Source organism: Actinoplanes sp. SE50/110 (genome assembly GCF_900119315.1).
Lineage (GTDB): Bacteria > Actinomycetota > Actinomycetes > Mycobacteriales > Micromonosporaceae > Actinoplanes.
Genome location: NZ_LT827010.1, coordinates 4474101 through 4487002, shown reverse-complemented (window position 1 = coordinate 4487002; position 12902 = coordinate 4474101). Strand labels below are relative to the sequence as shown.

At 71.2% G+C, this 12902-nt stretch carries 11 protein-coding genes; 7 read left to right on the top strand and 4 right to left on the bottom strand.

Features of this window, described 5'->3' with window-relative positions:
- The first annotated feature begins 24 nt into the window (after window positions 1-24).
- Window positions 25-990: a hypothetical protein gene (locus ACSP50_RS19815; RefSeq protein ID WP_014691038.1), complete on the top strand. Its 966-nt coding sequence runs from the start codon at window positions 25-27 to the stop codon at window positions 988-990.
- 153 nt (window positions 991-1143) lie between these two features.
- On the opposite strand, the gene ACSP50_RS44825 is transcribed toward ACSP50_RS19815, so the two are convergent.
- The 3 genes from ACSP50_RS44825 to ACSP50_RS19800 all read right to left on the bottom strand — a co-directional run bounded on the left by ACSP50_RS44825 (window position 1144) and on the right by ACSP50_RS19800 (window position 5753).
- On the bottom strand, window positions 1144-4068 hold the full coding sequence (locus tag ACSP50_RS44825) for an AAA family ATPase (protein ID WP_014691037.1): 2925 nt from the start codon (window positions 4066-4068) through the stop codon (window positions 1144-1146).
- 12 nt (window positions 4069-4080) lie between these two features.
- The gene (locus tag ACSP50_RS19805; RefSeq protein ID WP_155123562.1) at window positions 4081-5235 is read right to left on the bottom strand and encodes a helix-turn-helix transcriptional regulator; all 1155 of its coding nucleotides are present in this window, start codon (window positions 5233-5235) and stop codon (window positions 4081-4083) included.
- Between the two features lie 272 nt (window positions 5236-5507).
- On the bottom strand, window positions 5508-5753 hold the full coding sequence (locus ACSP50_RS19800; RefSeq protein WP_014691035.1) for a hypothetical protein: 246 nt from the start codon (window positions 5751-5753) through the stop codon (window positions 5508-5510).
- A gap of 173 nt (window positions 5754-5926) precedes the next feature.
- On the opposite strand from ACSP50_RS19800, the gene ACSP50_RS19795 reads away from it, so the two are divergent.
- From ACSP50_RS19795 to ACSP50_RS19770, 5 genes are all read left to right on the top strand, one after another.
- On the top strand, window positions 5927-6337 hold the full coding sequence (locus ACSP50_RS19795; RefSeq protein ID WP_014691034.1) for a DUF4440 domain-containing protein: 411 nt from the start codon (window positions 5927-5929) through the stop codon (window positions 6335-6337).
- Window positions 6338-6481: 144 nt separating this feature from the next.
- Window positions 6482-7183 carry a hypothetical protein gene (locus tag ACSP50_RS19785; protein WP_014691033.1) on the top strand — a complete coding sequence of 234 codons (702 nt, stop codon included), beginning with the start codon at window positions 6482-6484 and terminating at the stop codon, window positions 7181-7183.
- Window positions 7180-8451, top strand: a complete 1272-nt coding sequence (locus ACSP50_RS43430) for a hypothetical protein (RefSeq protein ID WP_014691032.1) — start codon at window positions 7180-7182, stop codon at window positions 8449-8451. The genes ACSP50_RS19785 and ACSP50_RS43430 overlap by 4 nt, the downstream gene beginning before the upstream one ends.
- Before the next feature lie 635 nt (window positions 8452-9086).
- Window positions 9087-10001, top strand: a complete 915-nt coding sequence (locus ACSP50_RS19775; RefSeq protein ID WP_014691031.1) for a hypothetical protein — start codon at window positions 9087-9089, stop codon at window positions 9999-10001.
- A gap of 54 nt (window positions 10002-10055) precedes the next feature.
- Window positions 10056-10454: a peptidase inhibitor family I36 protein gene (locus tag ACSP50_RS19770; RefSeq protein WP_014691030.1), complete on the top strand. Its 399-nt coding sequence runs from the start codon at window positions 10056-10058 to the stop codon at window positions 10452-10454.
- A gap of 348 nt (window positions 10455-10802) precedes the next feature.
- On the opposite strand, the gene ACSP50_RS19760 is transcribed toward ACSP50_RS19770, so the two are convergent.
- The gene (locus ACSP50_RS19760) at window positions 10803-11930 is read right to left on the bottom strand and encodes an NAD(P)/FAD-dependent oxidoreductase (protein ID WP_014691029.1); all 1128 of its coding nucleotides are present in this window, start codon (window positions 11928-11930) and stop codon (window positions 10803-10805) included.
- A 161-nt stretch (window positions 11931-12091) separates the two neighbouring features.
- Between ACSP50_RS19760 and ACSP50_RS19755 the strand changes: the two genes are divergently transcribed.
- Window positions 12092-12715 carry a TetR/AcrR family transcriptional regulator gene (locus tag ACSP50_RS19755; RefSeq protein WP_014691028.1) on the top strand — a complete coding sequence of 208 codons (624 nt, stop codon included), beginning with the start codon at window positions 12092-12094 and terminating at the stop codon, window positions 12713-12715.
- Window positions 12716-12902 lie beyond the last annotated feature (187 nt).

Genomic DNA, 12902 nt, shown 5'->3' with positions numbered 1-12902 from the left:
CGCACCTCGACTCGAAGGGTGACCATGGACGCTCTAGCCGGCCGGCTCGCGGCCGAAACCGACATCCGTACTCTGCAGATGGGGCAGTACTCCGGGTATCTCGACGATCCGTCGGAACCCGCGGTCACCCGGCACGGGCTGCAACCCGACGGCCGCTTCCACCCCGGCGACGTCCTGGTGGACCTGCCCGCCGGCGAGCCGATCGGCGACGTCGGTTATCAGAACTGTGTCCCGGCGGCGATGGCCCTGCTCGCGCAGGCCTGGTACGCGGCCGGCAAGGAGCAGTACAACCCGACCCTTGAGGACACGCTGCGCATCTACGAGAAGGTCTCCCCCTTCCGGCGTGATCCGGCCGGCGCGGCGGTGGCGAGCAATGCCGCGGGCAGGGCAGCGAACGAAGCAGACCGATCGGCGCAGCGACCGACCCCCGCCCAGCCGATCTCGAAGCACCGGGAAGCCCACAACGACTTCGGCACGAGTCTGCTCCTGGCGCTGAAGGTGTGGGTCCACAAAGACCAGCCACTGGCCGGCCTGCTCCCGGAGGCCCGCTCGTTCCTGGAGATCGAGCCCCGCAATCTGGACCAGCTGCGCGAGGCGGTGCTCCGGTTCGGCGGCGTCCTGCTCGGCCTGGCACTGCCTCAGTCGATCAAGGATGCGCAGGGCACGCTGCGCGAATCCTGGTATGTGCCCGGCTACGGCCCGGTCTACGACGCCACTGCGGGCAGCCTGTCGAGTCACTGCGTGGCGATCACCGGTTTCTCGCAGCGTGAGTTCTTCTGCCTCAGCGCCGGTCGGGTCCGGCGACTGTCGCCGGAGTTCGTGCTGACCTACGCCGACGAGGCGTACACGGTCACCCCGCCCGCCGCGCTGGACGCCAACCCGGGCCTGCGCGACCGGATCAGCAGGGATGTCGACGACATCCGCAGGAGCGACCGTCCGGCCGGAATGCCGGCCTTCAACCACCGCTGGCGAGGCGGCAACATCATGTAGGGCGGGGTCATGCCGGGCGAGGCCACCGGCGGGTCACGGCGGGGTCATGCCGGGCGAGGCCACCGGCGGGTCACGGCGGGGTCATGCCGGGCGAGGCCACCGGCGGGTCACGGCGGGATCATGCCCCGTGAGTCCCGGCGGGTCAGCGCGGGATCATTCCGGGCGGGGTTCCCCACGACGGATCAGGGCGGCCTCCCACCGGTTCGCCGCCCCGAGCTTCGCCAGGACGTTGGACACGTGCACGCTCACCGTCTTCTCCGCGATGTCCAGACTCCGCGCGATCCGCGCATTGGTGTAGCCCAGCGCGATCAGGTCCAGCACCTGCCCTTCGCGGCGGGTCAGGCCCCAATCGTTCCTGGGCGCCGCTTCCGGCACCGGCTCGGAACGGATCACCACCCCGCTGAGCGTCGCCAGTTCGGCGAGTTCACGGCTGAGCCGCCGGGCCCCGAGTCCGGCGGCCAGCCGGGCGCCCGCCGTGATCTCCCGGTGCAGGGCGCTGGTCGCCCCTCGGCGCAGCAGGCAGGCCGCCAGTCGCAACCGCGCCTGAGCTTCCGGATACGGGTGTCCGAGCGCCTGCCAGGTGGCCGCCACCGCGGTCCACGCCGCCTCCTGCGCTTCGCCGCGCACCCGTAACGCTTCGGCCTGCGCCACCGCGTGCAGTGCCTCCGCCACCGGCAGTGCCTGCCCGCCACCCGCCCGCCGCAGCTCTTCCAGGGCCTCACCGGCTCGCCCGGCGAGCATGTCCCCCCAGGTCACCCACCGGTGCACCCCGTCCGGATCGGCCCGCCGCGCCTGGTCCGCCGCCTCGCCGGCCGCCTGCAGGCCGCTGACGGCGAGCCGGAGGACGGGGAACGCCCCTTCGCCGCCGCCGAGTTTGGCCAGCCCCTCGTCGACGGCCCGCCGGGCGGCCCGCCAGTTCCCGTCCGCGATCTCCAGGGCGGCCAGCGCGGCGTACGCATGTCCGACGAAGTCCTGATCGGTCTTGCCCGCCGACCGGCTCATCACCAGGTCCAGAATGTCCCGCGCGGCCCGGCGTTCGTCACGCGCCACGAACACTTCCGCCCGTACATACTGGATGTACAGCGGCAGATCGTCGGCCGCTTCATCGGGCAGCACCTCCCCGATGAGCCGTTCGATCTCCTCCCAGCGCCCCAGGTCGAGCAGGATGTCGGCGGCGTTCCCGACCAGCACCACCCCGGTCGTCATCCGCAACCCGAACCCGGCGGCCAGCTCACATCCGCGCCGGGCCAGCGCGAGCCCCTCCTCGAGCCGGTTCAGCATCTGCAGGCAGTAGGTCAGATTGGTGTACGCCCGCAGGATGTTCTCCTTGCTGTCGGTGCTCTCGGCGAGCGCGAGTCCCTCCCGCAACTGGGCGACCCCCTGGTCCCGCTCCCCGAGCAGGAATCGCACGGTGCCGAGCGTGACCAGCAGATACCCTCGCTCGACCGGGTCGGCTGCCACGGCGAGGGCTGCCGACGCCTCATCCAAGGCCTGCCGGTAGTGACCACTGAGCATCAACACGCGGGCGTACGTTGCGCCCGCGCGCGCCTTCAGTCCGGCGTCCGCCAGCGACATGCACGTCCGGGCGGAGGCCACCGCCCCCGGTGTGTCGTTGGCCCGCCACCGCAGGCGCGCGAGATGCTCGTACAGCCGGGCCAGTTCCTGCCGGTCCCCGCCGGCCCCGACGACCTGGATCGCCTCCCCGGTCAGTTGCACCGCCCGCTGCGGGTCCCCGGCGTAGTCGAGCACTTCGGCCGCCTCGTCGAGCAGCCGCGGATAGGTGGTCTCGCACAACTCGGCCGCTTCGGGCACCCGCCGCCACAGGTCGAGCACCCGCCCGTACTGCCGCCGGGCTTCCGCGTACGCGTGCACCAGGGCCGCCGATCGAGCCGCCCGCAGCGTCCAGAACAGCGCGTCGTCGTCCTTGCGGCCCTGAAACCAGTGGTGGGCCAGTTCGGCCTGCACGATCGCGGACGTCTCCGGCCCGGCCGACGCGGCCAGCGCACCCGCCACCGCCAGGTGCAGACCGGCCCGCTCGCCGGGGAGCAGGTCCTGGTAGTAGGTCTCCGCAGTGAGCGAATGACGCAATTGGTAACTTTCTTCGGGCGTACGGACAAGAACCTGCCGGGCCACCGCATCGCGCAACCCGGACCGCAATGCCGGACCGGGCAGCCCGCTGGCCGCCTCCAGCAACGCCCCGGAGACCGGACGGCCGGCCGCGGCCAACACCCCGACGATCCTCTGGCCCTCCTCGGAGAGCCCTTCGACCCGCATCATCAGCAGGTCCCGCAGGTGGTCGGGGACCGGTCCGCCGGGGTTGCGCTGCTCGGCGGCGAGGATCTCCTGGGCCAGAAACGCGTTGCCGCCGGACCGCTGGTACACCTTGCTGATCACCGCGTCCGAGATCGGCGCGGACACGCGCAGCAGATCCGCGAGTTCACTCTCGCCGAATCGGGACATTTCCCGGTACGTCGTCGACCGGCCCCGGATCAGCTCGCCGAACACGACCCGGTGGCGCGAGTCCTCCTCCAGCTCATCGGTGCGGAACGTCCCGACCAGCAGGACGGCGGCCCGCCGCAGGTTGCGGCTGAGGAAGAGCAGCAGGTCCAGCGACGACGTGTCCGCCCAGTGCAGGTCTTCGAGCAGCACCACCAGTGGCCGTTTCGCCGCCAGCCGCCCCAGGAATTCCAGGAACAGCGAGAACAGGTGGGCCCGGGCCAGTTGCCCGCCCTCGCGCGGGCTGCCCGGGTCGGGCAGCGCCGGGATCAGCGCGGACAGCGCCGCCTGTTCCGCGCCCGGCACCTCGGCGAGCGCCTCGGCCTCGACCGCGCGCATCGCCGCGAGCCACGGGCTGTAGGGCAGCTCGCCGGCGCCGACCGACACGCAGGCGCCGCGGGCGAGCAGCAGCTCACGCCCGGCGCAGCGTTCCTCGAACTCCTCCAACAGCCGGGTCTTGCCGACACCGGCCTCGCCGGCGATCAACACGGTTCGGGGGTCGCCGCGGACCGCGTCGCCGAGCGCTCCGGCCAGGTCCGCCAGCTCGGCCGCACGACCCACGAAGCCCTTCAAGCCAGCCATACATTGCAGTATTTACGGACACGACAGCTCCGGGAAGACGTGCGCGAGCTGCGCCCGGCTCGACACGCCGAGTTTGCGGAACACCTTGGACAGGTGAAATTCCACTGTTTTCGGACTCAGGAACAGCCGCGCGGCGGTCTCCCGGGTGGACACCCCGGTCGCGACGATCCGGGCCACCTCGAACTCGGCGGGGGTCAGCCCGGCCGGCACCCGGCTCTCATCGGTGCCTTTCAGCTCCCGCTCGGCCCGCGCCACCCACGGCGTCGCGCGCAGGTCGGCGAAGGTGTCCCGCGCGATCCGCAGCTGGTTGCGCGCCGCCCGGCGGTCCCCGTCGCGGCGCAGCCGTTCCCCGTACGACAGGTGTACCCGCGCGTTGTCGAACGGCAGGTCCATCGCCCGGTGCAGCCTGGTCGCCTGCGCGAAGCAGTCATCAGCCGAATCCCGGCTGGTCAATCCCAGCACCCGCCACGCGTTCGCGGCGATCGGCCCGGCCGTCGACCGGGTCAGCCCGTGCAATGTGCTCAGGTCGTCGCGACTCAGTGCCCGATCCCGGATCAGCCGGCATTCCAGCAGGTCCGGCAGGTGTTCCGCGGCCACTTCGACCGCCTCCGCCGGATCCCGCCCGGCGAGCGCGCCGAGCAGGGCGAGACCGGCTCCGAGCGGATCCCCCCCACTCGCCGGAGCCGGCCCGCCCCGCAGCACGGTGATCAGCGTTCGCGTATGCCCGGCCTGCACGGTCGCACCCTGATCCCCGGTCAGCGCGGCCAGCGTGACCGCCCGATCCGCCTCACTCTCCGCCGCGCCCAGGTCCCCCGCCCGCGCCAGCGCCCAGCTGCGCAGGGCAAGAACGGTCGGCAACCGGCGAATCGCCCCCGACTGCCACATTCCCGCTGCAACCCCCGCAAGCCCGCGTTCCGCCGCCCGGTGCCGCCCCTGCGCCATCGCCTTGCGCGCCGCGACCAGCGCCATGCCGACCAGCGGCGCGGGCAGCGACTCCCCGGTCTCCGCCGCCCGCCGCAGCAGCTCCCCCGCCCGCTGACGCTCCCCGGCAAGCTGCGCGTCCGCCGCCGCCAGCGTCAGCAGTCGCCGCCGCCCCGACCAGGCCACCTCCGCGGCCAGCTCCAGCGCCGCAGCCGCCGCCGCATGCCCGTTCCCCCCGCGAGCCACCGTCGACAGGTGCTCCAAAATCTCCTCGGTCGGCCGCCGCGCGATCTCCCCGACCGATTCCCGAGCCTGTCCCCCCGCCAGAAGCCGCGCGCTTCCCCCGGCCGCAGCCGCCCGCGCGACATCTCCCGCCGCGCCACCCGCCACCACTTCTGTTGCCGCGCACGGAACATTCGCCACGGCCCCGCGAGCAACGGTTTCCGCGAGCGGGTGCGGAGCGTTCGCCTTGGCCGCGTGCCGGGTGGCCGTCGCGGCCGGCCGTTGGGCGATAACGGTCATCGCGCACCCCCGAACACGCTGGCGATGACCCAGCGCGCCCAGGCCATCCGGCGTACCGCATATTCCGGAATCTCCCCGTAGCAGGCCGCCACCTCGCCCGCGCACCCCCGTGACCCGCGGTAACAGCGGACCATGGCGCGGACGGTGGCGTCGACCTCGTCCCTCCCCGGATGCGACCCGGTCGGCAGCCCACTGACGAACAGCGCATCGGCTCGCGCCACGGTCAGCATCGTCGCGGACATCTTCGCTCCCCTCGCCGCTTCGCTTCCGGAAACAGCCTGCGACGCGCCGTCGCCCACCGATTAGGTAGGTCTTCCTACTCCCGGTCCGCCCACCTCCCTAGGTCCCGGCCACCACCTCCCTAAAATCGCTTATTTTGTACGTCGACCGCACCGCCACCCCGGGGAGTCGTTCCGTGCCTGACACCGATGCCGATCACGCCGAGCTCACCACCCTCGTGCAGATCTTCTTCGACGCTTTCGTCTCCGGCCCCGAATCCCCCGCCCGCCTCGACACGCTGCGCACCGTGCTTCTCCCCGAAGCCGTGATCGCCCGGACCACGCCTGAGCTGGCCGTCTACACCGTCGACTCGTTCATCGAGCCCCGTCGCACGCTGCTGACCAGCGGCCGCCTGACCGATTTCCACGAGTGGCCCGGGTCCGGCCACACCGAGGTCATCGGCGACCTGGCCCAGCACCGCTGCGCCTACGCCAAGTCCGGCATCCTGGACGGCACCCCGTTCACCGCCGAGGGCACGAAGACCTTCCAGTTCGTCCGGACACCCGCCGGCTGGCGCATCCTCGCCGTCGCCTGGCAGGACCACTGACCCCGCCCGGCTCCACCGATCTCCCTCCGTGGAGGGATCCGGATGACCCCGAGGAGGGATCCTCCGGCCGCGCCGTGCCGCGATGCTCGATCCAGCAGAGATCAGCCGGATCCAGTAGGGATCGCCGCACAGTCGAGGAGCATCATGCCTGCAACGACGGCACGAACGGCGGCACTGTCCGCCATCGCCGCCACCACCCTGTGGGTCTCCCCCACAGCAGCGCAAGCCCACCCTGTACTGCCGAAACCCCCAGCCGTGACCACCGTGTCGACGGCTGACAGCGTGTCGACGGCGAACAGCATGTCGGCCGTGATCGGCCTGGGCCAGATCCGGCTCAGCGGCCCGAACGTCGCCGGCGACCCCGTCTGGTTCGGCATCGAAGCCTTCACCGACCGGACCGGCTCAGCACACGGCCGGTTCCGGTTCCGGCACGAACGTCCGGACGGAACGGTTGTCGGTGACGGCTGGGCCGAGGTGACCTGCCTGCGGGTCACCGGAGACGTCGCCCTGTTGACCGCCGTCGTCCCCGACGGCGTAGGCGTGGTGAAGAACCACGCCTACTACATGAAGGTCACCGACGGAGGCTCCCAGCCGGACCAGCTCGCCTTCGTCCAGGCCCAGAACGGCACGGAACGCCCGCCCACCCGCTGTGTCGACTTCGACGTCGAACACCCGGGCCTGGCCGACCGATCCCCCGTCTACACCGGCGGCTTCACCATCCTGACCAGCCGTATCACCCCCGAGGGCTCCGCCGGCAGCACAACCGCCCCCGCGAACAGCCGCACCACCAGCGGCACCGGCCGCAGCGACAGCGGCGGCATCGGCAGTGTCGGGGGGATCCGGTGACCATCACTTGCCATGCGGCGCCGAAGCTGACCGGTGTGGGCGTGTGGCGGCGGTGGGCCGCGACCTGGCCCGCGTGGGCCGGGTACGCGGCCGCCGGCTGGTCGGCCGCTTACGCCACGCTCGGCCTGTATTGGACGTTCGGCGGGAACGGCTTCCCGTTCGCCCCGATCGACGAAGCCCACGTGTCGGGCTCCATCCTGGAGGGCACACCCGTCACCGACGGCGCGCCCGTCATGGCCGTGATCGGCCTGCTCGGCACCGCGGCCGCCTGGGCAATGGCTCGTGGAGTCGGCATCTCCGGCAGAGCAACAGGCCGGTCCACCCCTCGGCCGCCGGGCCGAGCCCGGCCCGCTGTTCGACCCTTGGCGCGTGCGTCGCGTCCGAGTGGACGCGACGTGGGAGCCGGGACGGGAGTCGGCACACGGGCGCTGGCGTTGATCGCCGGTGGTTGGATCGTGGCGGCGGGCCTGACCCTGATCATCCCGGACTACACCATGATCGCCCTGGTGGCGTTCGCGCCGTTGCTGCTGGTGTTCAGCTTCACCGGGGTGCCGGGCGAGCAGAACGGCATCGGCGACATTCTCTACTGGCATCGCACCAACCTGATCATCATTTTCCTCGGGGGTGTGCTGTGGGCCGCGGCCACCCTGGCCTACCAGCGGCGTGCCCGCGGCGCATGCCTGCACTGCGGCCGTCACCCGGATGCCGGCGGCGGCCGATCGCGGGAGGACATGCTCCGTTGGGGACGTCGCGCGGTCGCGGTCGCCATCACGGCACCGCTGCTGTACGAGATCACCAGAGTCGCCTGGTATTTCGGATACCCGCTCGGCATCACTCCCGACTTCCTGCGGATGATGCAGGACACGCCCGGCATGCTCGACGTCGGCCTGGGTTGTGCCATCGCCTCGACCGTCGGCGGCGTACTCACCCATGGTCTGGTCAGCAGTTGGGGCGAGACCTACCCCCGCTGGCTCTGGTTCAAGAAGGGCAGACCGGTCCCGCCGGCGCTCGCCGTCGTCCCGGCGTCGATCGTCGCGGTCTCCATCATCCCGGCCGGTCTGATGGTCCTCTGGACCACCGAGGTGCGCACCACCTGGGCTCTCTGGGTCCCCAGCATGCTCTGGCTGGCCTGGGGCGTCGGCCTGGGCGCCGCCACCATCACCTACCACCTGCGCCGGCGCGGTGCCTGCCGGCACTGCGGTCAAGGTGACGGTCACCCCGAGCCGATCGCAAGTCCTTCCGACCGGCCCGAACCCAGCCCGCACTGACCCCACCGAACCCGGCCCAGCACCGATCCAGCCAGCGCCCACCGAGCCAGGCCCTGCACGGCACGGCGCCCACCCCGCCAGGTCCGGCCCGGCGCTCACCCCGCCAGCTCCGGCCCGGCGCCCACCCCGCCAGGTCCTCCACGGCACGGCGCCCACCCCGCCAGAACCCGCCCGGCGCTCAGCCGGTCAGCCCCGGCACTGACCACGTGAACAGTTGCGGCTGGCCGAGGGCCGCGAAGCACAGCCCTCGGCCGGTGTCATGGACCCCCGTCGGTCAAGGGTGCCGACACCGGCCTCGACCGTGGCCGGCCCGCCACCCGCCACCGTCGCCAGATCACGGCGGATGAGTTCCAGCGGATCCGGCGTGATGCCCGGCGCGCCCGGGAGGCAGATCGGGGCGTGCGTTCGCTGTAGCGGCGTCCCGACCTCATTGGGCACCTCGCCTGAACATCGGCTCATAGCCGCGATCCGCTCGATCGTCACGCGGGGGTTGTGCAGAGGACTTGTCCGTCTGCGGCCCGACGGGTGCCATCCACTCCGCTGACGCCCGTATCTGTCTGACCTGCGATCCTATTTGTCTTTAGGGGACAGTTGAGCCTTGTTGGGGCGATCTGGTGCCGCCCACAGTGGTCCGCATGTTCGGTCACACCAAGCGGGTACTGCTCCCGTCCATCGTGCTGCTGACGGCGGCCTGTGCGAGCCCCCACCCCACCCTCCTCCCGGCGGACGTGCGCTCGATGGCACAGGGCGCCGACGGCGCCGCCGTCCTGCGGCTGGCCGAAACGATCCTGGTCGGCCGGTGCATGCGGAATGCGGGTTTCGAATACCCCCTGGATCCGGCCGAGGCACGGCGAGAGCTGGCCGCCACGCCGCCCCCGGCGAGCCTCGAGTCGGCCTGGCAGGACGACGACGAGAAACGTGCGGCCGCCGGTCCCACCAGCCCGCCCCCGGAGTCACCGCAGCCACGGACCGACCTCGACCGCTACGTCGAAGGACTCGATCCGGGTCGCGTCCAGGCGTTCACCACCGCCCTGTACGGCGATCAGACCACGGGCCCGTGGGTGAGGGTGGAGATGCCCATCGGCACCGTGCGGCAAAGCCGGGCCGGCTGCCAGAGCGACGCGCAGCGTCGGCTCTACGGTGACCTCGACGCGTACCTCCGCGGCCGGATCACCCAGGACAACCTCAACCCGATCATTCAGGCCCGGGTCACCGGCGATGCCGCGTTCACCGCCGCCGAGGGCAGGTGGCGGACCTGCATGGCGAAAGAACATTGGCCCGTCGCTGACCAGGCCGAGCTCGACACCCGCGTGGCCAAGGCGAACGAGAACCTGCCACCCGAGCAGCAGAAGGAGCGGTCGCGGGACGCCGCCGTGCTCTCCGCCCGGTGCAACCGGCAAACCGGCCTGTCGGCGACCGCGCGGCGCCTTATCCCCGTCGCCGAACGACGGGTCCTGGCCGACCTGAGCCCTCAGCTGACCGATCTGTCCCGCCGGCAGCAGGCCGCACTGCCCTACGCGCGGCGCCTGCTCGACGGCGAGGACGCCTGACTCCCCGGGACCGGCCCGGGGTTGCACACCCACCACCATGAAGGAGCACCGGCAATGAAACGCACCCTAGCCGTCGCACTCACCTTCGCCGGCGCCGCCGCGACCATCGCGGTCGCCGCGTCACCCGCGCAGGCCGCCCCGGCCCAGTGCCCGTATCGGTCGTTCTGCGTTTACAACAACCAGCACTACAGGAACGGCGTCTGGAGCACTCCCAACAACGACAACGACTGGTCCGACAACCTCTTCAGCAACCGGTCGGACAACGTGGCCAACCACGACTCGTCCTGGTTCAACAACGGCTCGGCGGCCAGTCCGAGCTTCGTGCGGGTGTACGACCGGCCCGGCCGGACCGGCGGAGTGACCATCTGCCTGGCCCACGGCACCGGGTTCGAGTCCAAGCCCGCATCCGTCAGCGACCACGGCGAATCGCACGAGTGGGCGAACGGCTGCTGAGCCTGCCTGGACGTGGGCGGATCGGCTACGGCCGGTCCGCTCACCTTCATGGCCCGGCCGGCGTATGTTGTCGGCCATGATCATCTGCGAGAGCGGCCGCTGCCGCGCTCGCCGCGGCCGAGCGTGATCTCGACCGGTCCCCAAAGAGCCGTTCGGTGGTGGGTCAGCTCGAGCGGTCGGTTCTCGGCACGATGGGATCCATCGGTTGGGCGGGGCTGTTCTCTGCTCCGAACCAGTCGGCCACCTTCACCGTGCTTCCGCAGGCGCCGCATCCCGCTCGGCCGCAGAGGTATGTGAGCCCAGTGGCCAAGATCGTGTCGCGTGCGGCGACCGCGGTGTCGTGCATGCTCACGACTGAAGCCGCTCCTCGTCGAAGTCGTGCAGGTCGGTGGCGAGCAACTGCTCAGCACCGTTTTCCAGGAGCTTGGCGCACTCCGTGGAGCGCGGGAGCATCGTGGCCTCGTAGTGGCGAAGGGCCTCGTCGACCGTCGGCGACGAGGCCAGCGCCAGGGCCAACTCGCTGGCGTCGAGCATCGCCAGGTTGACCCCGACGCCGAGCGGCGGCATGACATGGGCGGCGTCGCCGAGCAGCGTGACCGACGGGTGCGGGTCCCAGGTGTGCGGGACCGGGAGGGCGAAGATCGGGCGGTCGACGTAAACGCCGTCGTTCTCCGTCACCATCTGCAGCATGCGCGGGGACCAATCGGCGAACTCGGCAAGCAGCCTGGCCCGGATCCCGGCGGTGTCGGCGATGGTCAGCCCGGCCGCGGTGATCCAGTCGACCGGAGCCTTGCGAATGATGTAGACGCGGATGTGGTCACCGCTGTTGCGTTGCGCGAACAGGGCGCGGGTGCCGTCCGCGGCGTGGGCCCCGCCCTGGCCGACCAGATCGGAGAGGTCGGGGTGACGCTCGCTCACGTCGTCGAACCAGGCCTCGAGGAAGGTGACTCCGCTGTAGTGCGGCACCGCGGGCGAGACGACCGGGCGCACCCGGGAGAAGGCGCCGTCGGCGCCGATCACCAGGTCGGTCTCGGCTGTGCTGCCGTCGGCGAACCGCAGGACGCGGCCATCGGTCGAGGTCAGGGCGCGACCCCACTGCACCGTCCCGGGCTCCAGGGAGTCGAGCAGCAGGTCACGAAGCTGGCCACGGTCAATCTCGGGTTTGACCAACTCGTCAGGCGCGGGCAGGTGGTGCTCCTGGAGCGTGCCGTCGATGCCCAGCCTGCGCATCTCCTGCCCCTCGGCGCGGGCCAGCCGGAAGAAGTCGTCGAGCAGCCCGGCCGCACGGAGCGCGACCTGACCGTCGTCGGCGTGCAGGTCGAGGGTGCCGCCCTGGTTGCGGGCGTCACGCCGCTGGTCACGGTCGTAAACGGTCACGGCGAGGCCGTGACGCTGCAGGATGCGGGCACAGGTGAGCCCACCGGGGCCGGCCCCGATCACGCTGATCCGGGCGGTGGAGGGTGCTGGCGAAGTCATGGTGGTGTCCTCTCGGCGGCAGACGGCTCGCAGGGGGAGCCGGCGGGATGGGAGCGGCTCGCTGGTCGGCGAGCGGCCGGTGAACCAAGGAAAGCAGACTTGGTAAAAAAGTGCAACAAGTCAACTTTGCTTTGCACTCAACTTTTGGGTACGCTGCACTCATGGATGAACGCCCCGTCGGTCGCCGAGAACGCAAGAAGGCCGCCACCCGCCAGGCGCTCGCCGACGCGGCTCTCCGGCTGTTCCTGGAGCACGGCTACGACCGGGTGAGCATCAGGGACATCGCCGAGGTGGCGGACGTTTCCACCACCACTCTGTTCAAGCACTTCCCCGGGAAGGAGGCGCTGGTCTTCGATCAGGAGGAGGATCGGGACGCGCAACTGGTCGCCGCGATCCGCGACCGCCCGGACGGGCAATCGATCCCCGACGCCCTGCGCCGGCACGTCCTCGACACGTATCTTCCGGTGGTCGCCCACCCGCTGCGGGAGGATTACACGAGGCTCGTCGACTCCACTCCGGCCCTGCGCGACTACTCGGAGCGGATGTGGACCCGGCACACCGAGACGTTGGCGGCCGCCATCGCCGACGATCTCGGAGTCCCGCACGACAACCTGGAATGCGTGACGCTCGCCCGCTTCGTCCTCGACATTCCGTCCCTGACCCGCGGCCGTCCCGATCAAGAGGTCGCCGTCGAGACGGTCTTCGCCATCATCACCGATGGCTGGCACGCCCGACGGCCCGGTTCCGACGCAGCGACACCCGACCAGCTCGCCGCGGAAAGCTGACGACCTGCGGCGAGGAGGCGGCGGGCGGACGCCCCGACCGTGACAGTGAGTCGATAGCGTTCCGAGAGCGGACTTCGCCATCATGGGCGAGCCGGGCGAGGCGAGAACGCCCCAACTTTTGAGCCTCGCCCGGCTCGTGCGCGGGCTCATCGGGGAGGAGCCCGCGCACGGATAGAACGACAGCGCC

Excerpts from the sequence above, each read along its gene's own strand:
- ACSP50_RS19815 (WP_014691038.1), top strand. The coding sequence starts at position 25 with ATGGACGCTCTAGCCGGCCGGCTCGCGGCCGAAACCGACATCCGTACT.
- ACSP50_RS44825 (WP_014691037.1), bottom strand. The coding sequence starts at position 4,068 with ATGGCTGGCTTGAAGGGCTTCGTGGGTCGTGCGGCCGAGCTGGCGGAC.
- ACSP50_RS19800 (WP_014691035.1), bottom strand. The coding sequence starts at position 5,753 with ATGTCCGCGACGATGCTGACCGTGGCGCGAGCCGATGCGCTGTTCGTC.
- ACSP50_RS19785 (WP_014691033.1), top strand. The coding sequence starts at position 6,482 with ATGCCTGCAACGACGGCACGAACGGCGGCACTGTCCGCCATCGCCGCC.
- ACSP50_RS19775 (WP_014691031.1), top strand. The coding sequence starts at position 9,087 with ATGTTCGGTCACACCAAGCGGGTACTGCTCCCGTCCATCGTGCTGCTG.
- ACSP50_RS19770 (WP_014691030.1), top strand. The coding sequence starts at position 10,056 with ATGAAACGCACCCTAGCCGTCGCACTCACCTTCGCCGGCGCCGCCGCG.
- ACSP50_RS19760 (WP_014691029.1), bottom strand. The coding sequence starts at position 11,930 with ATGACTTCGCCAGCACCCTCCACCGCCCGGATCAGCGTGATCGGGGCC.
- ACSP50_RS19755 (WP_014691028.1), top strand. The coding sequence starts at position 12,092 with ATGGATGAACGCCCCGTCGGTCGCCGAGAACGCAAGAAGGCCGCCACC.